20 protein-coding genes are annotated in these 25,216 nt (G+C 39.3%); 11 read left to right on the forward strand and 9 right to left on the reverse strand.

The genetic code is table 11. The features are described from left to right. Positions 1-333: 333 nt before the first annotated feature. On the reverse strand, positions 334-990 hold the full coding sequence (locus VGE44_RS01590) for a sigma-70 family RNA polymerase sigma factor (RefSeq protein WP_331076014.1): 657 nt from the start codon (positions 988-990) through the stop codon (positions 334-336). 133 nt (positions 991-1,123) lie between these two features. Between VGE44_RS01590 and VGE44_RS01595 the strand changes: the two genes are divergently transcribed. The 6 genes from VGE44_RS01595 to VGE44_RS01620 all read left to right on the forward strand — a co-directional run bounded on the left by VGE44_RS01595 (position 1,124) and on the right by VGE44_RS01620 (position 4,657). Further along, positions 1,124-1,516, forward strand: coding sequence for a hypothetical protein (locus tag VGE44_RS01595; protein WP_331076015.1), 393 nt, complete (start codon positions 1,124-1,126; stop codon positions 1,514-1,516). Next, positions 1,513-2,175, forward strand: a complete 663-nt coding sequence (locus VGE44_RS01600) for an FAD-binding oxidoreductase (RefSeq protein ID WP_331076016.1) — start codon at positions 1,513-1,515, stop codon at positions 2,173-2,175. The genes VGE44_RS01595 and VGE44_RS01600 overlap by 4 nt, the downstream gene beginning before the upstream one ends. Before the next feature lies 1 nt (position 2,176). Further along, complete coding sequence (folE, locus tag VGE44_RS01605; protein ID WP_331076017.1) at positions 2,177-2,887, forward strand: GTP cyclohydrolase I FolE; 711 nt, start codon at positions 2,177-2,179, stop codon at positions 2,885-2,887. A 21-nt stretch (positions 2,888-2,908) separates the two neighbouring features. Beyond that, complete coding sequence (locus tag VGE44_RS01610) at positions 2,909-3,274, forward strand: DUF488 domain-containing protein (RefSeq protein ID WP_331076018.1); 366 nt, start codon at positions 2,909-2,911, stop codon at positions 3,272-3,274. Next, positions 3,255-3,488: a hypothetical protein gene (locus tag VGE44_RS01615; RefSeq protein ID WP_331076019.1), complete on the forward strand. Its 234-nt coding sequence runs from the start codon at positions 3,255-3,257 to the stop codon at positions 3,486-3,488. Before VGE44_RS01610 ends, VGE44_RS01615 begins: the two co-directional genes overlap by 20 nt. 524 nt (positions 3,489-4,012) lie before the next feature. Beyond that, the gene (locus tag VGE44_RS01620; RefSeq protein WP_331076020.1) at positions 4,013-4,657 is read left to right on the forward strand and encodes a DUF6266 family protein; all 645 of its coding nucleotides are present in this window, start codon (positions 4,013-4,015) and stop codon (positions 4,655-4,657) included. A gap of 116 nt (positions 4,658-4,773) precedes the next feature. Here VGE44_RS01620 and azu read toward each other — a convergent pair whose 3' ends face one another. Both azu and VGE44_RS01630 read right to left on the reverse strand, forming a co-directional pair. Further along, positions 4,774-5,277: an azurin gene (gene azu, locus VGE44_RS01625; protein WP_331076021.1), complete on the reverse strand. Its 504-nt coding sequence runs from the start codon at positions 5,275-5,277 to the stop codon at positions 4,774-4,776. Between the two features lie 96 nt (positions 5,278-5,373). Beyond that, positions 5,374-5,862 carry a hypothetical protein gene (locus tag VGE44_RS01630; RefSeq protein ID WP_331076022.1) on the reverse strand — a complete coding sequence of 163 codons (489 nt, stop codon included), beginning with the start codon at positions 5,860-5,862 and terminating at the stop codon, positions 5,374-5,376. A 204-nt stretch (positions 5,863-6,066) separates the two neighbouring features. Here VGE44_RS01630 and VGE44_RS01635 point away from each other — a divergent pair, with 204 nt between their 5' ends. Continuing rightward, positions 6,067-6,870: a hypothetical protein gene (locus VGE44_RS01635; protein WP_331076023.1), complete on the forward strand. Its 804-nt coding sequence runs from the start codon at positions 6,067-6,069 to the stop codon at positions 6,868-6,870. Positions 6,871-7,118: 248 nt separating this feature from the next. Next, a complete protein-coding gene (locus VGE44_RS01640; protein WP_331076024.1) occupies positions 7,119-7,790 on the forward strand; it encodes a hypothetical protein in 672 nt (223 codons plus the stop codon). On the opposite strand, the gene VGE44_RS01645 is transcribed toward VGE44_RS01640, so the two are convergent. The 5 genes from VGE44_RS01645 to VGE44_RS01665 are packed head-to-tail and all read right to left on the reverse strand — an operon-like array spanning position 7,775 to position 19,481. Next, positions 7,775-10,318: a hypothetical protein gene (locus tag VGE44_RS01645; protein WP_331076025.1), complete on the reverse strand. Its 2,544-nt coding sequence runs from the start codon at positions 10,316-10,318 to the stop codon at positions 7,775-7,777. The genes VGE44_RS01640 and VGE44_RS01645 overlap by 16 nt on opposite strands. A 1-nt stretch (position 10,319) precedes the next feature. Then, the gene (locus tag VGE44_RS01650; protein WP_331076026.1) at positions 10,320-12,953 is read right to left on the reverse strand and encodes a TonB-dependent receptor plug domain-containing protein; all 2,634 of its coding nucleotides are present in this window, start codon (positions 12,951-12,953) and stop codon (positions 10,320-10,322) included. A gap of 2 nt (positions 12,954-12,955) precedes the next feature. After that, complete coding sequence (locus VGE44_RS01655) at positions 12,956-16,021, reverse strand: hypothetical protein (protein WP_331076027.1); 3,066 nt, start codon at positions 16,019-16,021, stop codon at positions 12,956-12,958. A 12-nt stretch (positions 16,022-16,033) separates the two neighbouring features. Beyond that, on the reverse strand, positions 16,034-17,530 hold the full coding sequence (locus VGE44_RS01660) for a hypothetical protein (protein WP_331076028.1): 1,497 nt from the start codon (positions 17,528-17,530) through the stop codon (positions 16,034-16,036). Between the two features lie 10 nt (positions 17,531-17,540). Then, a complete protein-coding gene (locus VGE44_RS01665; RefSeq protein ID WP_331076029.1) occupies positions 17,541-19,481 on the reverse strand; it encodes an NAD-binding protein in 1,941 nt (646 codons plus the stop codon). 206 nt (positions 19,482-19,687) lie between these two features. Here VGE44_RS01665 and VGE44_RS01670 point away from each other — a divergent pair, with 206 nt between their 5' ends. From VGE44_RS01670 to VGE44_RS01680, 3 genes are read left to right on the forward strand one after another with little or no spacing between them, the layout of a single operon-like run. Further along, on the forward strand, positions 19,688-22,072 hold the full coding sequence (locus VGE44_RS01670) for a DUF4157 domain-containing protein (protein WP_331076030.1): 2,385 nt from the start codon (positions 19,688-19,690) through the stop codon (positions 22,070-22,072). A gap of 16 nt (positions 22,073-22,088) precedes the next feature. After that, positions 22,089-22,604, forward strand: a complete 516-nt coding sequence (locus VGE44_RS01675) for a hypothetical protein (protein WP_331076031.1) — start codon at positions 22,089-22,091, stop codon at positions 22,602-22,604. 8 nt (positions 22,605-22,612) lie between these two features. Beyond that, a complete protein-coding gene (locus tag VGE44_RS01680) occupies positions 22,613-23,605 on the forward strand; it encodes a DUF4157 domain-containing protein (RefSeq protein ID WP_331076032.1) in 993 nt (330 codons plus the stop codon). A 1,008-nt stretch (positions 23,606-24,613) separates the two neighbouring features. Here VGE44_RS01680 and VGE44_RS01685 read toward each other — a convergent pair. Beyond that, positions 24,614-25,216 carry a class I SAM-dependent methyltransferase gene (locus tag VGE44_RS01685; protein WP_331076033.1) on the reverse strand — a complete coding sequence of 201 codons (603 nt, stop codon included), beginning with the start codon at positions 25,214-25,216 and terminating at the stop codon, positions 24,614-24,616.

A 25,216-nucleotide genomic window follows, 5' to 3' on the forward strand; every position in this document is an offset into this window, starting at 1 on the left:
ATAGCCAGGGTAAAAACATGGAGCTTGTTTTCCGCTGTCTCGACGAGCTGATTGAGCGAAAAACAGAGTCCTTACCAAGAAAACGAATCGGTTATAAACCTGATGATTTATGAGGTAAACTTGTTTCTTTATTCTAACCAATACTTATACATAACGCCCATATCCTGAGCAATTATCTATTCAGAAATTAGCAGATGAAATCATTATGAACCATATTTATTTTCTATCAGGTAAAGACCAGGCAGTTAAAAAGAATGCAGAATGTTTCTCTGTTTGAATAAACACCAGAGATGTACAATTATTAAGGAGCCAGATTGGTACCTTAAAGAGAGATCATATCCCCTTCTCCATATTGATCCTGCTCATTACAAAATCCACAACCTTATCACAATGGATGAGGTTGAATTCCATGAGCTGATTTGGTTTGTAATAATTGCTCAATTGGTCGCGAAGCATTTCCTTGGCGCGGGTCAATCGGATCTTAACATTAGATTCCCCAATTTCAAGAACTTCCATTGTTTCACTGGTACTCATTTCCTGAATTTCCCGCATAACAAATACCATCCTATACTTTTCGGGAAGCTCAGAAACTGCTTTCTCAAGTATGGCTTTCAACTCTTTATTCATAAGATCCTTTAATGGTGTTTCACTATGCGGAATATCCTCTTCCTTATTAGAGAATAATTGCTCTAGTTTTAATTTCTTCTTTTTATGCAGCAGGCTCTCGTTAATGACTATACGGGTTAACCAGGTTCCAAAGCTCGACCTGTTTTGAAAGTTTCGAAGTTGCAGGTAAGCATTCAGATAGGCAGTCTGCATAATATCTTCAGTCTCCATATCATCATTAATGATAGACATACTAACCCTGTACATGCGAAGATTATATTTCCGCATTAAGCTTTCGTATAATTTTATTTCTCCATTCAGAATGCGTTCAACAGTTTCTTCATCGCTGTTAAGCTTAGTTTCAGTAGCGGCTTTTAATGGCATGATCTGTTAAGTATTATATATAATGGAGTATTCTGATAAGTAAAGGGTTACAAACAACTCCAAAATAAATATTGTAACCCTTTATTATTTGCCTCTCTCTAACATGTATACTTTAACCAAAAAATATACAATTATGGAAAATTCATCAGCAGGATTAAGTCAGATCCAAACGATCTTGAAGTTTACTTATGGTCTGGTCCCGATTGTGGCCGGGGCAGATAAATTTACAAATTTACTGACAAACTGGTCTGATTATCTGAATCCTGCCGTCGCTGCAATGCTCCCATTCAGTGCTGCCACATTCATGCTAATTGTTGGAGCAATAGAAATTATCGCAGGATTGCTGGTTTTTATCGACGCACAAAAAGGTGCTTATCTGGTATCTGTCTGGTTAGTTCTGATAGCGCTGACTTTAATCTCCTCCGGCAAATACCTGGATGTAGCTGTGCGGGATATTGTGATGGCGATAGGAGCCTATTCTTTAGCAGAGATTTCAAAGATTATTAAAGCCAGTAAACACCAATGAGCAGCCAAATAGTCAAAGTGCTGGAAACAGATTTTCTGACACACAATGTAAAACGCTTTATTGTAGAAAGGCCTGCCGGATTTACTTTTATATCCGGCCAGGCAACGGATGTTTCTATTAACAAGCCGGGACTGGAAGAAGAGCTCCGGCCATTTACATTTACTTCTATAAATACATCAGAGCATCTTGAGTTTTCAATCAAGATCTATTATGGGCATAATGGTATAACAGAGAAACTTGCTAATATTCATGCAGGCGACGAGCTGATTATACATGACGTTTTTGGCACCATTACCTATCATGGCCCCGGCTTATTTCTTGCTGCCGGGGCTGGCATTACCCCGTTCATCTCAATCCTGCGCCAGCTAAAGCATGATAAACTACTTTATGGTAACCACCTGCTTTTTGCCAACCGTACAGTCGACGATATCATTCTCCGGGATGAATTACATGAAATGCTTGGCGGGAATTATTCCGATGTGATTGAGGATCAGGGAGCGGGCTTCGGCAGGCATATCATTGACCTGAGTATGTTAAAGCAATATGTTGGGAATTTTAGCCAATACTATATCTGCGGCCCCGATAAATTCACTTTCAACATGATGGCGAACCTGGAAAATCTGGGAGTTGATAAATCACATATTATTTATGAAAAATAGCATGGAACTTAATACAAATATAAGTGAACCGGGAAATAGCCAATCGCTCTTAGAATTGGAGGATCTTTTAGGGGAACAGCACATTGGAACCTCATACGATACCCCTTTGCGAAATGATGCTTTTGACCAAAGCGATGAGGAAAAGATCAGGATAATATCCGGTCACTTTCGTCAAATTATGATCACTCTTGGCCTGGATCTAAGTGACGATAGTTTAAATGGCACACCCGGGCGTGTGGCGAAGATGTATGTGAAAGAGATTTTCAGCGGATTAAATCCAAAGAACAAACCTGATATAGCTTTATTTGATAATAAATATAGGTACAGCCAAATGCTTGTCGAAAAGAATATTATACTGTATTCGAATTGTGAGCACCATTTCGTTCCCATCATTGGTAAGGCACATGTCGCTTATATTTCGTCAGGAAAAGTTATAGGTTTGTCAAAGCTTAACCGTATTGTTCAGTATTATGCACAAAGGCCGCAGGTTCAGGAAAGGCTCACATTACAAATAGCAAATGAACTTAAAGCTATTCTGAATACGGAAGATGTTGCAGTAGTGATCGATGCGGTACATCTTTGTGTTTCATCACGGGGGATTAAAGATGTAAGCAGCAGCACAATAACTGCTGAATATAGTGGGATGTTTCTTGAGACTGTTCGTAAAAATGAGTTCCTGAATTACTTGCAATTGAATACACAAGTATATTAAACCTTAATACAAATCATATAGATGACAAGGTTCCGGATTAAACGAATATATGATCCAGCAGAGAAATCGGATGGATTAAGAATTCTGGTCGATCGCTTGTGGCCACGTGGCCTGAAGAAAGAAGATGCCCAAATAGACCTATGGTTTAAAGAGGCAGCTCCTTCTGTCGACCTGCGTAAATGGTTTGATCATGACCCCGACAAGTGGCAGGAATTTAAAAAACGCTACATAATTGAACTTGAAGGGAATAAAGCAATAGCAAACTTATTGGACCGGGTTAAAATGTCAAAAACAGTTACTCTCCTGTATGCTGCCCGCGATAAAGAGCATAATCACTCATTGGTATTACAAGGCTTTTTGGAAGAGAATGCAGCAGCAGAGCCATAAATGTAAACATTCAGATCATCCGGATATTTACCCGAATCCGTCAAATGCTGATGGAAAATACAGAATACGATTGGAGGTTAAAAATATCAAAAACAAACTGGATAGCCAGGGTAAAAATATAGAGCTTGTTTTCCACTATATGGATGAACTGATTGAAAAGAAATCAGAACCTAAGCCACGGAAAAGAATTGGATTTAAATCAGACGATATATAGCTATTGCTCAATAACAATGTGAAGGCATAAACCTCCTTATTCACAAAAAAAACTTCATAAAACAAGCACTCCCCACTATCAAACCTAATCCCATTTGCAAATCTCCCCAAAAAAACCTATATTCATTTAGAATATCTGCAATCTCAAGCGATTATTATATAAGCCGTAAATTTCTTGAAAGCCATTTAACTTTTAAGAAATATCATCCATCCCACAATTTCTGATCTTAAGCTATGCAAGTTTCCTTCGGGAATCGTAGGGAAATTGTTCTTATCTGGTTCGTAACAGTTCCGGGATGGTTCCGGGACAGTTCCGGGAAGGCTTCGGGAAAATACCGAATGTTTCCCAAATCCTTACTGGATCTTTCTCGGTTCTCTTATATAGCATTTCTCCACATGACTGCCACAATATATAGCCAGAGGCCTAACAAAATAAAAATAAGCGAGGCAGGGAAATGAAAAATTATTAAGAATTATCGTTAAAGTTAAATAGTCGATTATATTTTTTATTCAAATACTTAAAAAATGGGAAGACTTAACCGGGGTCCAAATGGCCCTTTCTCCGGCAAAGCCGGAAGCATTATTGGCAGTAGCTGGAGGGGGATCTATTATATCAAAGGTTTACAGAAAAAGATCACGAAAGCCCGCAGCCCCTTACAGATTGAACAACAACAGCGATTTGCTTTGGCTGTAAAATTTCTGTGCTATGTAAAACCAATTGTTGATATGGGTTTCAGCAATGTTAATCCGCGTGGTGCCACCGGGTATAATATGGCAATCAGTCATATGCTTCAACATTCCATTAAAGGGAAACATCCAGATTTGGAAATCCTTTATCCTTCAGTAGTATTCGCATTGGGAAAACTGACATTACCTGAAAATCTGAAAATGGAAGTCAATGGATTGAAGCTGAAGCTGAGCTGGGGTACAGAGACTGACAATTACAAATCTTTTAAGGATGATCAGGTTATGATACTGATCTATCGACCAAAATCGTTTGATTATCAATTCTCTGACCAGGAAATTACCCGCATTCAGGCAGAAACTGAACTGGAATTGGATTCTTGGCATAAGGATGATACGGTGCATGTATATCTATATCTGGTTGAGAAAAGAGGTAAGAGGTGGTCGGATAGTTTGTATTTAGGCTCTGTGGATGTTGTGGGATAGTAAATAGCGAAAAAAAGAGCTAGGGGAATTGGGAATAGGAAATGGATACCTTTTAGTAAACACAAAAGCCCGAAATCTAAATTCCGGGCTTTTAAAATTCATTTTACTATTAAAGATTACTCAACATAGAAAGTACCTTTCATCACTGCTGAGTGTCCTGGGAAAGTACAGATAAATTCATAAACTCCTTTTGCAGGAGCAGTAAACTCGATGGTATCAGACTGACCGCCACCGATCAGTTTTGTATGTACGATTACCTCAGTTGCGCCAGCAGGAATATAATCTGTATCCTTTGCCTGCATGGCTTTAGCTGCAAAGTCAGAAACTATTGTTCCCTGAGCAAGTAATGCCCAGTTATGTCCCATCGCTTCTTTTGCTAATTTACCAGTATGATTCAGTGTTAGTTTTACCGTTTGACCTTCTTTAACTTTAATTTCAGCAAGATCATATTTCATATCATCTCCGGCATTGATAGTAATTGAGACTTCTTTTTCAACCGGTGCAGTTACAGTTTCCTGAGCCACAGTATCTGTACCTGTACTCTCTGATTTTTCTGTGTTACTGTTGCATGCTGTGAATGCAAATAATGCCACAAGGGCAAACAGACTTAACTTTTTCATATTTTATTAATGTTTAATTTGTATAATACACAAAAATAACCGCTATCAAACTTGCCTTGATCTGTTTAATGTCAATTTTAATATTTATGATAATCTTTATTTCTCACAATCGACTGGCACAAACTTAAACCTGCCAATTGCAAAATCAATCGGTTTATCTTTGACAAAATAGGATCTTCCAAGATGTGTTTCAATTTGGCCTACACCAAGAATCAGGTTTTCGCCTACCTTCAAAAATGCCAATGGGTTTTTAAATCCCTTTTTATTGATTGAACCACTGGTATGAGTATAATCCACAAAAAGCGTGTCTCCTCTGAATTCACCGGCTATGGTGCCAACATTAATTACTTTTTCAAGGGCATTAGCTTGTACCTCACCATATTTCATTGTAAGGTCGCCGGTTATCTTACCACTCGTATCGGTTTGAGTCTTTAAATGGGCTGTGTCTTTTTCAAATACTGCGATATAACAGTTAGTAATTAATACTGCATCAGCAGATGCTTCCTGATTCTTTTTAGCACCCTGATTACAACTGTAAATAAACAGGGAAGCAATACATGTAAATAAAATAGATATCTTTTTCATAGGTATAGGATTAAATTATTTAATGGTAACAGAAGTTAAACGAATAATTCAGGGAAACCTGATATATTTAAAGATACGCTTTAAATACTTAATTTGTGCCCTGTTAACGATATGTTAATGATTAGTTTATCATTCATTTGGTACTTTGCAGCTTTAATTAATAAATGAAAAAAGGAATCAACCATTTATAAAAATTCAATTGAGATGAAAAATCTGTTATTTCTACTTTTTTTATTAGCCCCTGCCTTTAAAAATTTGCCAGGTAAAGCTCTAAGCTCAATACCCAATTCAGCGACAGCCAAAGACGGTGTAATTTATGATTACAAACTAACTGAGACTATTCAATGCGAGGGCCTATACCCTATGCATTTACAGGGTATCAGTACCGATAAGAAAAGCAATATCTATTGGAGTTTTACAAACGAACTGGTCAGAACAGATCTCAAAGGCAAGATATTGGACCGTATTAAGGTTTTGAACCATCATGGTGATCTGTGTTTTGAGGGAGGGAAAGTATATGTCGCAGTCAACCTGGGTAAATTTAATGAACTTCCAGGTCAGGAAGATTCATGGGTTTTTGTGTATGATGCCGCGAACCTAAAAGAACTTGGGAGGTATAAAGTGCCTGAATTGGTTCATGGTGCCGGTGGTATTTCTACTTATAAGGGAAATTTCTTTGTCGTAGGTGGATTACCAAAGGGAGCTACTGAAAATTATATCTACGAGTACAATAAAGATTTTAAGTTCATTAAACGCCATGTGATTGCAAGCGGCTATACCTATAAGGGAATTCAAACAGCCGAATTTCATGAAGGTCAATGGTGGTTTGGATGCTATGGTAGCCCTAAACTCATTAAAACAGATGCAAAATTTAAAATTCTTGATAAAAACGACTTCAATGTATCCCTGGGAATCGTTGGATACTCCAGCAAAAAGCTATTTATTGCTGATAGTAAAGCCAATGCAGATAAATTGCATCGGGGGACTATTGGGGTTTATGAGAGGTGAGATGTGGGCAATGAGATATGAGCAATGAGCAATGAGCAATGAGATATGGGCAATGAGATATGAGATGTGAGCAATGAGATGTGAGATTCGAGAATACCGATAGTAATATTTCCTATTCCCTACCCGATAGCTATCGGGTTCCTATTCCCTATTCCCTATTTCCCATTTCCCATTGCCCATTGCCCATTTCCCACTCCCCAATAAATATATTTCCTTTTTGTTCAATTTATTTATCTTTAAAAATATAAATGGAACAAATCTCAACAATTCAACTACGTACAAATTTCAAATCTGATACCGGTTTGGTTTCCCGGATTCTTGAACTTACAAATGCTACTTATATTACCAATACTCAGCTTATTGAACGTGAGATTGAACATAATCAGGATATTTATATTATAAATAATGATCAGGATGAACTCCTGGCATTTTTCATGATCAACTTTGAGAAGGTGAATGGTGAAGACACCTATTATCTCGGATTAAGTGGCTGCAGGGATGATCTTAAAGGAAAAGGCCTCGGCAAATCACTCTATCTGAAGTTCATGGAAGATTGCCGCGAAAGAGAAAAGCAGGAAAACAGAAAATTTCTGTTATGGTGGACAACTGCCACCCCTATTGTTTATTACTGGTTTAATAAATATGTATCTGCTGTACAACCGGATATGAATGGAAATTACGATGAACAAGGTGAAAAAATAGTACGTGGAATCATTGCCGAAAAATTTAATGGAATACCTGTAGATAAACAGCATCCATTTATTTTACGTTCTGTAGCAGAAAATACTTTATATTCCTTAAGTGAACAACAAAGGCTAATTCAGGCAACTGAAAACCTTGGCATGGATGTTTTTCAACGTTTCAATCTTAGAGAAGAGAATGCAGATCGTTTTCTGATGATTGGCTATGCCCCGGATTGATTTCTATCAATAAATAAAGCAAGAGCATAAGCATCGAGTATCAATCCTCCATTGGCAGGTCCCATATTAACTGAATAAGGGTTGCCCATTTTAGCTTTCGCAGCAGTTCCTATCTTATCCGATTTAGTCCCGGGAATCTGTACAGCCTGATTAAACAGGTAGGAACATTGCAATGAACTTAATTTATAGGTCTTTTTTAGTTCTGCGATCATTATATCTTTTGTACTGCGATCATCATTGTTTAAAAGCTGAGAAGCCTTTGAATGTAAATTTCTGATCTTACTGGTAAAGAAAGCATTGAGTACAGACTCATCCTTCGTCAGATTAAAATATGCAATCAGACAGGCTTCCTTCAAACCCGGATTCACCAATGTGAAATCTTTCATCAATAATTCCTTAAGCTTCTTCTCCTTACTTTCAGAATGAACGGGAACGAATTGCTGTAGTCTGTGAATTTTCTGATCAAAGGGTGCCGGTTCAAAAATAGGTATAAGCCTTTTCTTTAATTCATCATTCAGGATATTGTCCAGTAACTCAAGAGCAAATAGTCTGTTTTCGATATCCTGGTTCTCATCATTAGTTATAATCTCATAAATAACCTGAATTGCGGAAGGGTCATACAATACTTTCAGTAATTCGAATAAAATTCTGATTAACATATCAGTATATGATTTCAATTCCGCTTGTAATTCAGCATCATCAATTTCCTGCAGATCAAACTGTGCTGACATTGCCAGAATTAATTCATTGGAGTATTTTTCACAAAGATTCTCAAAGTAAAAAATATCGGCTGTTTCGGGCTTCCTGGTGTCGAGGTTGTATGTTAACAAAAGTTCATATTTCAGTTGCAGATCTGATATTTCACCAAGCTCCTTTAATAATTTTGTAGACAGCCTCTGCCCGCCAGTTTTTAAGAAATTAATTACAAGCAGCCTGTGAAAGAAATTATCTGTAGAGTAATAAGATGATATAATCTTACGGCTTAAAAGATCTTTATCATCTGATTCAATGTGACTTAAATCTCTTGGTGAATAGTTTTTTAGCTGATCTATATCCCCGGTATTTCTGGATTCAGAAATTGCACTTAAAGCTCTGTTTAAAGCTTCAGATAATGGGTGCTGATCTCCTGCAGCAATGATACTACCTGAATTTTCAAGGTCAATCTCCCGGTTTTCTTTTCTTTTTGAACCAGTATCTGATCTGATCTCAGTTAGATAGGTCCATATTTTCTTTTTATAATTCTCATGCAATTTCAGGCTTAAGCCAGTCCAGGCTAAAAATAATATAAAACAGACGCCTGAGATAATACTCAGGAAAAACAAAGGTTCAAAACCTGCAAAAAGACCTGAAAACACAAGCAGCAGCAGACCCGATATTACTGTTGCCACCTGATTCAATACCCCTTCAATTGTGGCTTCAATTCTCAAACGATCCGGGCCTGTAACCTGGTATAAAACTTTTATTGCAGGAGTTGAGATCGCTTTTCTGATCACTCTTTCAGCAAATTTTGCGAGAAATACGAATGAGAGAATAAAGATTGGTTCACCCTTAAACAGTAGACTGCCTGTTATTGCAAAGACAAAACATCCTGTCAGTAAAGCCGGCAGCAGCAGTATTGAAAATTTAACTCCCTTGGTACTTAAAATATGACCTGACAGAAAAGAAAAAACAAGTTCACCAACCTTTACTATACTAAAGAAAAAACCCACAATAGTTGCAATTTCAATACCACTGTATGCCGACATAAATCTCACAGAGACGAGGTATGAATAGTCGACAAAATAAATTGCTGAAACTGAGAAGACAGAAACTACCGCAATCAGAAGGTAGAACTTTTCATTGCTGAAGAAAGACAAATTCAACTTCTTTAGTGCTGTCTTTGCTACCACAATATGGCTCAGCTTTTCATGATTACTTGAGGCGAGCCTGTAAATTGGTATTAAAGCAGGAAGTATACAGGCCGCAGCAAGCAGTAATAAATAGTTAGGGCTTCCGGTTAACTGACTGATCAAAGGTGCTGTCAGATAACCGATAATGGATGCAATGATCTCCCCTGTTCCAACAAGTGCCAATAAGCGCTTGCTTTGTGCCATATTGTAAAGGCGCGAACAAATACCAGAAAAACTTAATGCAAATATGATTGTAAATGGCATATTAAACAAAAAGCCCAGGTAGGCAAGATAAACAGCATAGGCCTGATTATCACCCAGTTTGATGAAAGCCATAAAGACAAATGCAGCGACCAGAAAAAAGGCAATCACACTTTCCCTGTAACTATTGATTATCCCGCGACTGCGCTGACGCTGCTGGTAAATCTTAATCAGCAGCACCCCTCCTAATCCTGAAATAATATAAGCATAAGGCAGATTGGATACACTTGCTTTTTGAATCAGAAAGGTATTTACAGCAACAAAGTAATAAGAAAGACCAATACCGGTAATCAGCGACAAAAGGAACAGAGATCTGAACGATTTTTGTTCTTCAGGCCGAAGATTTATTACTCCCGATAATCCCTTAATAATCGCCATATTACTTACCTATATTAGCTATAATACGTGCAGTAAGCGTTCGTCCGGGTTGCGGAATCCTTGAGCTTTGAACACCGCTGGCCGCCCTTACACCGGGTGACACATAATCCAGATCAAATAAATTATTAGTGATTAACTGGAGCATAAACATTTTGTTCAGGTTATAGCTGACCGCAGTGTTTATAAGGGTATAACCGGGAGTTTCACTGAAAGGGCTTCCGCTGATTGATGTATTGGCTCCGGTAGGTTTATCTCCAACAAAATTAGCTCTTATATTCAGATTCAGCTTATCCTTGATGAATTTGGCATTTACACCTGCATTAAGCGAAAAATTGGAAATATCCCCTATCCTAACCTTTTGGCTTCCGCTTGTACCGGCAGAAATCCTGGTTGGATCAATAATTGAAAAATTAGCAAACAGACTTACTTTCTCAAGAAGTTTTGTCTCTCCGGCAAATTGAATACCCTGAATATGGGACTTTCCAATCGCCCGGAACTGGGTAGTTCTGACTCCCAAAGTATCAATATTGACAGTCCCAAGAGTATTACTGTAAGAAGCATTAAAGTAGGCTACTTCAAAAAATGTCTGATTAAATGGGGTAAAACGGGCCGAAACCTCGAGGTTCTTAACACGTTCAGGTTCTAATAAGGGATTATTAACCAATCGGGCCGAAGATGTTGCGAATTTATTGTAGACAGAAGCGTCGAGGAAGGCCTCTGAATAAATAGATTTAAAAATGAACTTACCAGGGTAATAAACCACAGACAATCTTGGATTGAATACCGTTCCATAGCCATAAATACTATTGATCTTATTATTATCCATTCTGCCGGCAGCACTGATATTCAGTTTTCTTGCCCTGTCCTGATAACTTAACTGTCCGTAAACTCCCAGATCCATTATTGAGTAATAGTTACCTCCCTTAATTCCATTCGCAGAAGTTCCGGTAGTTATAGGATCTTCAGTGGTCGAATTGACATAATCGCCCTGTAAAAGACCATTTCTCAATTCTACCCCAAGGTTAAAGTCCATCTTCTCGTTAATCACATAGTTCAGTTTTGACTCAGATCTGAACTGTTTGGATTGCTGTGAGAAATAAGTTGGTAAGAAGTAAGGATTCCGGCCGGTAATCAGATCCTGAAAAGCAATACCGGCATTTGCAAAACCATAAAAACGCGTTACGACCGATTCTTTACCAAAATCACTTGTGCGGAAATATGAAAAATTGGAAAAAGAGATCCTTTCAGAAAGACTCTTATCATATCTCACATAAAAATATTGCTGGCGTACTTCCCAATGGGTAAGTTCCTTACTAACTGCATAATATTTATCGATATAGATTGGGGCTACTCCTTCCGACCATTTTTGGTATTCCAATCCAAATTTGAAGTCGCCAACGCGAAGTTTGGCAGACAGATAATAGTTTTTTGCTTCATCAGAATACTGGGTACCTATCCCGTTATAGCCCTTTTTATAATTGGCCTGATCTAATGAATCGGCTCTGAAGATGGCTGCTGCTGTTGGCAGGATCTTAGTCTTATCGGCATTCACTGTAAAATACCTTCTGCCCGGATCACTGGCTAAATAAGCAGCTTCTCTTGCAGCGGTATAATCCTGAGTCAGGATATTTTGATAACGGTTTGGACCAAATTCATCAGCCGACCATTTACTATCCCAGTCGGGGAAAGATGAAAGGTCATGTTCATCTGATTGATAAGCCCTGCCTGTTACTGCAAAGAACATATCCCTGCCCATTCCGGAAACTGTGACATCTCCGAATTTTGTATTTAATGATCCCATGCCACCATGTCCTGTCACTCCAAATCTGGAAGTCTTCTCATCGGTATTCCAAGCCCGCTCCTGTTTAAAATAATCCTCTTCATTTTTTGTTATTATATTAATCACTCCGAGAAAGGCATTGGCACCATAAATTGTGGATGCGGGACCATAGATGATCTCAACCCTTTTGATATTGCTCAGGGCATACTGGCGACTGATGAAAGCGGAATTTGACCACATCTCATTATCCTCAACACCGTCGACGAGTAAAAGTGTCCGGTCGGTATTGGCAGCAGTCCGGTATCCCCTCTGGTACATATCAGAATAAGATAATCCTGAGTTTCTTGAGATATCAAATCCCGGAAGGTCATGAAAAAGCTGCTCCAGATCGGTATAGCCCCGGTTCAGAATATCTTCGTAGGTGATAATCTGAATAGTAGCAGGCGCCAGTTCAATACTTTCAGCCTTTTTTGATACCGAAGAAGTTAATTTGGCACGCATTTGCTGTCTGAGGAATAATACCTGCAATCTGAAACGATCCGGATCCCTGGTATCTGCTTCGAAATTATCTTTTAAGAGCAAGAGTCTTTCGATACTTTCATCGGCTTTCTCAACTGAATCTAAAGCAAGATATGACATAGACAAAAGTCTGTAAGCCTGGACTTTTTCACTGTAAGTAAATCCCTTTGAGGAGATACATGAATTTAATCTGTTTATACTTTCGTAAAATTTGCCAATATTATACTGGCCCTCAGCGTCATTTAATGCATTTAAACCACATTCCTGGGCATTAGCTTTGCCAATGATCAAAATGGTAAATATCAATAACAGCCTTAAACGTAATTTATTGATCATAATTAGTTTTTATCAGAGGTTAGAGATTTATAAATACCACTCATTGAGGTATGCCATCCAATTATCCGCTTATCTTCACTTGCTGTGTAAAGGAATTTTCCATCAGGAGTATAAATAAGATTGTAAACCCATTTATTGTGACCTCTTAATGTGAGGATATCTTCAGTGTTTTTAGATGTCATAATTGCATTTACATCCATAAGCTTGATTGTTTGATCGCTGCTCGCTGAAGCAAGCTGAAGATTCCCGTTAACTGATTTAAATTTAAGGTCGTTAACCGAAGAAGCATGCGGTGTAAAGCTAATTGCAGCCTTGTTAGAATTAAGTTCACGGATATAAATACCGCCATCGTAGGTTCCTGCTGCTAAATAATCATCAGCCGGACTAATTGCAAGGCTTGTAATTCTGGAATTCAGGCTAATTACAGATTCCGGCTTTTCAGGAATATTCTCTGAATTACTGTATACAGAAGCCTTATTACCTGATACCAGGTATAATTTACCACTACGGCTATAGCTAATTGTTGAGAAATTACCCGGGGCAAACCTGACTTGTTCTACTGTATTTCCTGTACGATAAATACCCAAACCCTTATTCGTGAGGATTGCAAATTCAGAATTAGTTTTGAAGATAGCCAGTTTTGCAATTCCGGTAAAGCTGAAACGGGTGCTTTCTTTGATTGAATTGCCTCCTGAAGCAATATCAAGTAAGATTCCCTTACCTGTTGAGGTAACCACAAGGGCCTTTGAACCATCCGGAGAGGTACTCACCGAACGGGCTTCATCCTTAAGGTCGTAAGAAGTCAGCGGCTCAAGGACACCATTTACAGTTTTCAATATATACAGCATCCCTGCCTCGTCTACTGAAATCAGCTGGTTACTGGCCGGGCCCTGTGCAATACTTCTAACAGCAAATTTGTGTGCAGAGAATTGATTTTTATTTTGAATAGCTCGAATCCAGTTAAAATGAAGTGCATTGTATATATCGCTATTCTGAAGCGGACCATTATTATCTGCATTAAGTTTATAGGCACTAATAATATTTTTTCTGCTTTCCTCCTGTTTGTTATCATTCAAAAGCATCATTGCTTCATAAGCAAGGTTTCTTGCCTGCGCAATATCCTTCAATCTTGAGGAGATTGAAGTTTGCTCTTTAGCTATCTTCTCATTGCTTATGGCCAGCTCGGTCTGGGTTTCAGCAATACCTTGCTGCTGTCTTGCTATTTCTGCATTTTGTTCTGAAATAGTTTTTTGACGCTCTGCATAGGCTTTTTGTTGTTCTGCGATAAGTTTTTGCAGCAAGGCATTTTTCTCACTTTTTTTCGCATTCTCCTGTTCAGCAACGGCTATTCCTTTTTGAATGAGCGCCTGTTTCGCACTTTCCTCGGCTTCGGCTTCACTTTGCTGGGCGATTAATTTCTGATCTTCTGCGAGTTTTCTTTGTCTTTTTGCTTCTTCACTTTCCTTCTCCGCCAAAATAGTTTGCTTGGTTGCCAGATTCCTCAGTTCGAAAGAATATATAGCCAGCAGGAACGCAGCAAAAGCAATTATTGAAATGATTATTGTTATTCTTCTGGCTTTTTTAAGACGCTCTTTCTGCATTCTTTCCTTAAAGAGCATTTCCTTCTCATTCTGCTCTTTACTATGGTCCAGGTACAGAATTGCCTTGTCAAAAAGATCATTATACCTTGATGCCCAAACAGCATTTGGTGAATTTTCTTCCTTCCAGTTCCATGCAACCTGTAATTCAGGATCTCTTAGCAGGCCACCTTTTCCGGCTTCGTATAAATCGGCTGCATCGCATAGACGAAGATAAATAGAAGCTGACTGGTTTTCTACTTCAACCCAAAGCATTAAGCGTTCCCAAACCCGCATAATACTTTCGTGCGAGATATCAATAATTGAATCTTCTGTAAGCGGAACTCCAACAGGAGGCATCAAAAATCCTCTGCCCTTTTTCCTGAAAATTTCGATAACCTGTATTACCTGTTCGGGCTTTGCATTGGAAAGCTGACAGAGTTCGGAAAGCCGGCTGGGACGTCTTACTCCTCTTGCATCTGCTCCGCGTTCGGTAAGGGCTCTGAATATCGACTCACAGATTTGTTTTAATTCAGGGCTTTCCAGTTCGGCATAGGCTTCTTCGGCATGCTGAGATAAAGCATGCTCCATGGTTCCTATTTCGATATAGTCATCAAGATCGATTTCCTTTTCAGAGTATGGCTCGGGATTGTTCTTTTTATAAGCATCCCAGGTACGCATCAGCGCATGCTGAAGGATAGGTAGCTGATCCGGGTTATCTCCGACATCGTTCAGCAGCTGGTTTAATAATCGAGGGCTAATACTTGCTCCGCCTACTCCAACCGGACCGACAATAGCATCCCTGCGCTCTTCGCGTGTCATTCTGGGCACCAGATACTGCCCTTCATTTATTGCTTCAGGTAGTCCCCTGAATTCGGTACAATCGCCAAGAAAATCCGAGCGCATTGTAAATACAACATAAATTGGTAATTCGCGCTGCTCGGTAGCTTTCAAAAGCAGATTGATAAAGGCTACCGAATCCCGCTTACCTTCCCTGGCCTCTTTCTCAAATTTTATGAAGCGAAACAGTTCTTCAAACTGGTCTACAAGAATCAGCAGATTATTTTTGGGATCTATTCCTGATTGGGTAAATGCATCTATTAGCCCAAAATTGCTTCTCCTAAGTACACTTTCATTAATGGATGAATACATTTGTTCATCATCAGCTGAATCATAATCGTATAAAATCCCTTTTTGAGAAAGTGCGCGGGCAAGATTACCAATTGGATTTACCCCTGGTCTTAATGAGCATATTTTCCAGTTAGAACCTGCTCCGGACATAAAGCCACTGTGCAGAGAAGGAATCAGACCAGATTTAACGAGTGATGATTTACCACTGCCCGATGATCCAATGACGGTTAAAAATCGTTGTGTACGCAGCTTTTTGAGAAGTTCATCAACCTGCTTTTCACGACCGAAGAATAATATATCCTCTTCTTCTTCGAATGCCCTGAGTCCCGGAAAGGGATTCTGTATTATATCATCTAACATATACCAGGTTGATTATATTTTGGACAATAAGCTTTTTAATTTTTCTTCAGGCAGACCATTCAGTGCATTTATTACTTCAGCATCAAGTGTTCTGAACCTTTGTTTTGACATACTATCAGGCGGAGCGATATAAATGGCTTTAAAAGCCAGAGGTTTAGCCCTGCCATAGCCATTTATTTTCAGGAAATCACGGGTTTTTGACCTCAGCCAGAGCTCATTTGCATTACTGAAGAATATAATAGCTGCAGAACAGGTTTTAAGGTTTTCAATATGATCTTCCCTGATTCCGGATTCATCGCCTTCAAAAATAGGTATCACTACTTCATAACCATTGTCAAATAAGAAATCCTCTAAGGGTCTGATCTCATCAATATCAGACAGATCGCAAATCAGATAGATAATTTTGGATGATTCATCATAGATCTCAGGCTGCTCCTCTTCTTTCTTAATCTCTTTCTTCATCGAATTCAGCTTGTCGATCACAACGCTCTTAAAATCTTCCAATGAACCCTGAACCAGATCAGCACCAGCTATTCCTTCTTTTCCTGAATTCAGCTTATTGATGAAACTAATCTGCCGGTCATCAGAAGGTTCACAGCCTTCAGGAATCCAGATAAATCGGGGAATTGAATGCGCAGCACTATAGGATGCAGCAACATCATTCTGAATCTCAACAATAGACTTCTGTGCCCCTTCGGGTACAACACCATAGTTCTCACCAAGAAGATGAATACTTAAAACTGCTTCACTGAGATTAGAAATGAGGCTTTCATTTAGGGGTGTTGCAATAAGCGGCAACTGTTTATCTGGAAGAATATGGTAACCATATCCCTGAAGTTCCCGCTTCAGGCTGTCCCGAAAGTCCTGAGTATCATAACTGGATTCGGCAAGAAATACTTTTTCAGCGGCCTGTACGCTTGCCGATGATAAGCCAGCAGAAGAACCTGAGCCTGACTGAGGAAGTTCAAGGCTCTCCAAAAATGAGCTTATATCATGGGCAAGATCATCCAGTTTTTCCCAGTATAGTCGTTCTGTTTCATTACCAAAAGCCTGAGAAAGTTCCTTCACCCGACCTGTACCAGGATCTGTAGAATAAAATTCGTATCCCAATACACCGGAAATCTTCTCAGGATGCTGTTCAATGCGCACAGGTGTTTTGATGACTTTGAAAATCCGTGCTTTATTACTTACAGTGAATCCGATATTAGTTTGGCTGGTATTATAAAATTCATCAACCTCCTTAATACACCAGTCGGATTTGACATAACGCGGGGTAATAATAGAGATCATGATTGCAACTTTCGAGAACTGGTCAACGATCTGCTTATCAAAAACATGATTCCCCTGTAAGGAATCGTCACGCCAGATTACCGGCCTTCTGCCCAATAACTGTGCTAACCGTATATCAAGAGCCCTGTGAAATTCGGAGATCCATCCTTTTTGATTCTGGATCAGCGATTCATCGTCTATATGAGCATAACTAATGAATATATCTGTGGGGAATTGCATGGGCACCGGCTCAGTTTGACTTGTAAATGTGACTTAATAAAGGCAGTAAAAGAAAGAGGTTCAGATCTTTCTCTTTCTCAACTTCAGTTAATTTATCATATGAAATTAGCTGATCATGAATTTTCAAAACATCTTTCAAAACATAGCGTTCGGCCTTATCAGAAACCAATGGACCATATTTATAATTAAAAACCATTTTTTCAGCACTCCAGCGCTTATGCTCCATTGGAGCCAAGCGGGCATAAAAACGGGTAATATTCTCAATAGTCAGTGGGTCGCAGCCAATTCGTTTGAGTGAGCTGAATTTTAGTGCAAGTTGTCTGGCGGCATAGCGATTTGAATCTTTCTTCCGGTGAGTTAAAATATTCCATCTTTTTTCAACTGATAAGCGGGAATAAAGTGAATTATAATGAATACCCGTTTTTTCGGAGAGATGCCTGATCAATTGCTTTTGTATCGTGCGCTCGCTTATCTTTTCATCTCTCTCTGGTATCTCATGCATTAAGACTTCAAGCTCATTTATCAGGGTATCTGCATTATCCACTTTCCAGTGTTCTTTTAATTCATATGAAAACTCATATTTAATTGAATAATAATAGTTTATGATTTTTGATAGCTTGTCAATAAGCTCAGTTTGCTCAAGGAGATTACGGGTGGTGCAGGTATCTGTAATCCGGTGAAAAAGCTGAATATTCAGACGTTTGCTGAATACAAAACTAGCATTTGTTTTAGCATCTCTGTTGGAGTCCAGGAGCTCAGTTATCCCGGCATCTTCCGGTAAACAAAGTATGATCGGAATCTGGGAAATGCTAAGGGTTTGATTGTAGAGAAACTGACGAAGGTTTGCTGAACTGGTGAGTAATTCAGAATCACTATTTCCAAACATGTACACAACTTTGACTTTACTTAACTTCTCTATGTCCTTTTTATGCCAGGCAAAATTGGCGTAAAAACTAGCGTTCAACAGTTTAACAGGAATCAAATCAATGAATTCGGCCTGGAATGGGTATTTAAAATTAAACTCATTGTAATGCGTATCTGCATCTTTATCAAGAAGGTATACCTTTAGATTATTTAATTCTGGATAATGACTTAATATGATATTTTCGAGTAGAAACTCTTCAGCAGCCTGATTATACCCGATAATGGCAATTGCATTTTCTTCGTCTTTCCCTGGATTAAGGTATTCGTGAGGCGGGTACTGATCATAGATCATACGTGCTGCCAGCTGAGAAACATTGAAGGTCTCCAGATCATAATCCTCGTCCTGATTATGTATATCCAGATAGTCTTTCAGAATATTGATATTATTATTATCAGTTATATGTAATAATATTTTTAAAGAATCCTGAGCTTCCTTTTTCTGGCGAAAGAATAATACTTCATTCGCAATTTCCATGTTCTCCTGATCAGAATCTCCGCAAATAATACAGGTCTTAGCCAATGCCAAACCGGCATCATTGATGACATTGCCATCTGAACCATTTCCTATAATAATCAATCCGCCCAGTTCTTTTGCCTGATAAATAAAACTATTCTCCTTATCAGATTCAACTATTACAACCTTATGTCCTTTCTCCAGAAGTTCCCTGGCAAGCTTATGTCCTATTTCATTAAGAGAAAACAATACAATATGACCCTTATACGTAAATCGGATTCTGGCGATTACAAACGCATTTTGAACCTGATCAAATACCAGAGAAAACACTCCCAGTCCGAAAAGTATTGCGGCAAGATATTGTGCAATTAAAAGAAATGTACTTCCGGGAACCGGGTCTGCATTGCCCATAAGAAACAGGCATATTGTAGAATAAACTGCAGCAAAAAAGTTAAAATCTTCTCCGGTAGTTTCTTTAAATCCAAGAATGCCAAGGATAAATACAAGCAGAACTGACAAAAAAATGAGTACGAACTTAATTTTTTCCAGTTTACTGTTTGATTGTGAACTCATATCCTGATTTTTTCCTAAAAATGCAAAAACCTATGGTTTTAATGAAATATTAAATTGAGGAAATTTATATAAACAGGATAAGGGGATCAGGAACTGCCCTGGAGCTCCTTTGAACACAAAATATATTGCAATTGTCTAAATTTTTGATAATTTTAATACTATTATTCCTGTATTTTTAGCTGAATTAAGGTCTCAATTTTCAGATCATGTCTTATCAAAAGAAGAATATTCAAAGAACAAATTCCGGTAGCAGCTCTGTATCCGAAGCCGTGGCTTTAAGAAAAGGTTTTTCATTTCCGGCTGTCCCGGCCTTACAAAGGCAGGGAGCAGAAGAGGAATTACAAATGAAAAAGATACCTGCTCAGCTCATGGAGGAAGAAGAACCATTACAGGGAAAGTTTGAGACTGTTCAGAAAGTTGAAGAGGAAGAACCCCTTCAGGGGAAATTTGATACCATACAGAAAGTAGAGGAAGAAGAACCACTACAGGGAAAGTTTGAGACCGTTCAAAAGGTTGAAGAGGAAGAACCATTACAGGGAAAATTTGAGACTGTTCAGAAAGTTGAAGAGGAAGAACCCCTTCAGGGAAAATTTGATACCATACAGAAAGTAGAGGAAGAAGAACCATTACAGGGAAAGTTTGAGACCGTTCAGAAGGTTGAAGAGGAAGAACCCCTTCAGGGAAAATTTGACACCATACAGAAAGCAGAGGAAGAAGAACCATTACAGGGAAAGTTTGATGCAAAAAAGAAGGGAGCGGTTCAATTAAAGAGCATAAGTTCCGGTAATGAAAGCATTAATCCGGTTCAAAGGGAAGAAGTAGCCGGGAAATCCAATAGAACGGGTTTACCTGACAGTCTGAAGTCAGGTATAGAGAACCTATCAGGCTATTCGATGGATGATGTTAAAGTACATTATAACTCGTCGAAACCAGCCCAGCTTCAGGCACATGCTTATGCCCAGGGAAGCGATATTCACATTGCTCCCGGTCAGGAGAAACATCTCCCCCATGAAGCCTGGCATGTTGCCCAGCAAAAACAGGGACGTGTTAAGCCAACCCTCCAAATGAAATCCGGTATACCTGTCAATGATGATGCGGGACTGGAAAATGAAGCGGATGTAATGGGTGCAAAAGCTGTTGAGGCTGGAAAAAACACTCAAATAAATACTTCTGCACAATTAAAACAGAACAATTCATTAGTCGCCCAACTGGAGGGTGAGACGGATGTCCCTGTCAGAGGTCGCAGCAGTTCAGTATCGACTGAAGATCCCGACATGGCATTTAAAGCAAAGAATGCAGGTTTGATATCCATGTCTGAAAAGGCTTCTGTAGTACTTGCTGATCCAGTCTGGACCAATCTGGTTGCAGGGTCAGACAATGTAGGAACCGGAGTTACAGTGGGCGGAGGTATTGGCAGTGTTACCTCACTCAGTGGGGATGCTACAACTGAATTATCAGGTTCAGCAGATAAATCAAAAGAACTTCAAAAGACTCAGGGTTCCTCTGCATTTGTAAGCAAAGCAGAGGGTGATATTTTAAGTGGAATTGGGAGTGCAATAAGCAGTGTAGTTAATATTGTTTCAGTAGTAAAAACAATCTATGGTGCACACAAAGGCGATGAAAGTAAGATTGCAGCGAGTGTCTCGGCTACCAGAGCACTTATGGAAGCTCTAAAATCGGGTTTTGAAGCTGGAATGAGTATTCAAAAATTTGTTTCCGGCTCGGTAACTCCTGGTATAGTGAGTATGCTGCCAGGACTTGGCCTGGCCATTAATGCTGCTGATTTACTCGTAAATGCTTACAATGCCTATGCATCCAGGCAGAATGAAAAGGAAATGACCTCGGTGAGCGAAGAATACAGGTCCAACCTAAAAGATTTACTTAAGAAAAAGCCGGAAGACAATAAAAAACTCTTCCAGGAAGAAAAGAGAGGGAAATTTGGTAACCGTATTACCTACTTACGTTTATTACCTGAAATGATGGAACGAATGGATTTCATCAAGCAAATTGCTGATCCGAAGGCGAAAACCACGAGTGAAAATGCATTTAAGACCCTGTTTGATATTCCATCAACTGTAAATTTTGATTCGCTCTATATAGCTATCAGATTTTATGAACTGGGAAGTAAAATGCAGGAAATAAATCAGAAACGAAAAGTAGCAGGAGCACGAAGCATACTTACCGGGCTTATTAAAATTGCAGGCGATATAGCCGGTTTCTTCCCTGGTCCGGGCAGTGTTGTTGCAGGTTCATTAAAAGGTGCAGCTGCGGGAATTGAAGTGGCACAGTCTGCTGCTAAATTTCTCCAAAAGCAAGCCCGCGATCGTGCAATATTGGGTGGTGATGCCAATCGTTCAACAAAAGCCAAACACAAGGAATACGTGAATCACGCGAAAAGCATATACTACTTTATAGACAATATAGAAAAGCCAATTACCTCTGCCCAGGCGCCACAGCTAACAAAAGCTGAGCAATTATTGAAATCGACAGGGGTTTATCTCCCTGCTGTTTACAATACTGATTACACTAACAGTTCCCAAATCACCACTCAGGTTGGTCTGATTGTTGAGTCAATGAAGGCCGGAAGATAATTTTGAAACAATCACCATGAATGACAACTTTATAAATTTGAAAGATCAGCTTGCTTTGGCTCAGATTAAAGCATATTTAAAAGACCTTCCTTTAAGTGCAGAAGTATTGGAGGCTTCTGATTTAATACCTGTAAATCTATTGCTGATTACCGATCCTGTTAATGGCTCTTCCAATCTGATGTACGTGCCGCTACCTGAAGATCATTTCCAGGAAATAAGGTTAATGCAGCTATATTCCTTAATTATTCCTTCAATTAAACCTGAAAGGAAGACTGATCTGTTTTATCTGATTAATGAGATAAATGCCCAATTACCAATCGGTTCAATATCAGTAAACAAAATGGCTGAACTTGGTTTTAAATATATATTCCCTGTATCCCGCTTTGACTTGCCAGAAAAAGAGAATTTTATTGAAATTTTTAATTTATTTCAGGATTGCATGGTAAGTTTCAGGGAATTACTAAGCGGGTTAAACGAAGGAAAAACTACTCTTGCCGATGCTATGAGCAAACTTGCAATGGATAATGAATAAATATTGATATGTCTTTTTTAAAAAAGGAACCAAGAAATGAACCTGTAAGGAAATCCGCTGTTGCAGAGCGTGTTTCATCAGGGGCCTTATCATTCCCTGCCAGGTCTGTACAGAAAATGAGTAAGGATGAAGATCCTGTTCAGGGGAAATTCAATCCCATTCAGAGAAAGAGCTCTGAGAATGGCCTCCCGGATGATCTTAAGTCGGGAGTAGAAAACCTATCCGGAATAAGTCTGGCTGATGTTAAAGTGCATTATAATTCGTCAAAACCTGCCCAACTAAATGCTCTGGCTTATGCCCAGGGATCAGATATTCATATAGCGCCAGGTCAGGAAAGGCATCTCCCCCATGAAGCATGGCATACCGTTCAGCAAAAACAGGGAAGGGTTAAACCAACTGTCCAGTTGCAAAAAGGTGTTCCGGTAAATGATGATAAAAGCCTGGAAAATGAAGCAGATGTGATGGGTTCAAAAGCATTACAAATGAAAAGTGCTGAACCTGTTCAAATGATTAAGGAATGGAATAAGGATGGTGATCAGACTTTAAAAGCCTATGCAGCTGAGATTAAGGCCGAAGCTATCACTATCAGGGATGCAACGGATGCCACACGAAAAAATAAAGAATTTATCAGTTCTCTGATTCAGGGGATTACTGATGCGATCAATAGCGGTGTTATGCTCCAGCAGGTCTGTTCAGAGCTGTACAAGGCAATAAAAAACAAAAATTACAAACCTGCTGAAGATGAGGAACCAAGGTATTCTATATCCAGCCTGGAAAGCAACGGCTCATTATCTGAGGATCAGAAAGCTGCCATAGAAGAAAGGATAAGTGCGAGAAATTCTGGTGAAGCGCGATTTAACCTTCATTTCGGTGTAGGCGGGGTTCCAACGATGGATGCCGGATCAACATTTGGTGGTAAAGGACGTGGAGATGCACGTTTACAATTCTTCAAAAACGGGACTATGAAAATAGTGGACCATTCTAACCGGTCGTGGTTTTAGTTGAGATAAGAATTACTTTAGGAGTAATGTGATGAATTAAAAGGTTTGATTCAATTTCGATTGTTCTTCCTCATGACAGGAATTAGTATGCTGATCCCAGAGGGAATGACAAATTGATGAAGAGGTTCCCGCTTTCGCGGGAATGACAACGTTTTGTTGTTAATTGGGAGATCCCGGCCTTCGCCCAATGTCATTATTTAAGGATAAATTACGCGTTAATTACAAAGGAGGTTCTCGCTTTCGCGAGATCCGATAGCTATCGGATGACAACTCCTTGGGTGTTGAGAGGAGATTCCGGCTCAAGGCCGGAATTGGAGCTTTATCAATAGCTGCAATTTACACATTGAAAAGGCCTTTTTTAGGTACTAACTCCGATCCTGACGAAAGTCAGGATCTCCCCTACTATTAAATATTGAACCGTCATCGTGGCGGAGGCCACGACCTCATTTTCTTCTTAACCTAATGACATTGGGCCTTCGCCGGGATTGGAATGGAAACGACCTCACACTTCGATTCCGGCGAAGGCCGGAATCTCCTGTTATATATTACATCGCCTTGTCATTCCCACGAAAGTGGGAACCTCCACAATCCTTCAAACAACATTCGTCGTTCGGACGAATACTCGAATCTCCTCACCCAAAACACCCTTGTCATTCCCACGAAAGTGGGAACCTCCACAATCCTTCAAACAACATTCGTCGTTCGGACGAATACTGGAATCTCCTCACCCAAAACAACCCTTGTCATTCGAAAACTTTCGGATACTGTGAAAAGAGGAACCCCAAGCAATCCTTGTCATACCTGCTTTCGAAATGAACTATGGGGAGGTTCCAGCATCCGCTGGAATGACAAATCCGGTGAGATGGATAGGGAGATTCCAGCTTTCCCTGGAATCGAAATGCCCTAATTCCCGCAAGAGCAGGAAAGGAATCTCAATCATCTTGAGAATCGAAATACAATTGCTTGCAACTGAAAACCGTTTATTCCAGAATTATTTAAAGACCAGTTTTACCTGTAAATAAATATCGTAAAGTCATCTTCAGCATAGCCTTCTCTTAACACAACTTTGGGACTGAGCCGGCGGCAATAATCCAGAATTTCCTGTGGATTATAATTTACAAGTATTCCCTCAGGGTCATGGACATTCTTCAACAGATTAAAGCCGATACCGAGTCTGCAGCTTGCAAATAAACGATCTATCATTCTGAATATAAAGTCTGTTCTGCTGTTTTTATAAGCGAATAATCCGGATGCCAATACATAATCCATATTCGGCAGATCTGCCGACCAGCAATCTCCGAGATAGAAAGTGGTGTCGGGAATTGAACCATATCTTGCCGTTGCAACATCCAATAACTCTTCCATCTGATCAATTCCTGCATAACGCATATCAGAATACTTTTTTCTGAGATAGCCGCACAGATCGCCATGGCCACAGCCAAGGTCAAGAACAGAAAGTCCGCTCATATCCCCTATCTGAGATAAAATCTCAAAGCGAATCTTCTGACTTTCATCAGATTTCCACCCAAGTGCACCACTGGTACCTTCACCGAACATCTGAATACGTTCCTGATGAAAGCGATATATAAGTGATCTGTCGACAAAATCCAT

Source organism: Daejeonella sp., from assembly GCF_036405355.1.
Taxonomy (GTDB): Bacteria; Bacteroidota; Bacteroidia; order Sphingobacteriales; family Sphingobacteriaceae; genus Daejeonella.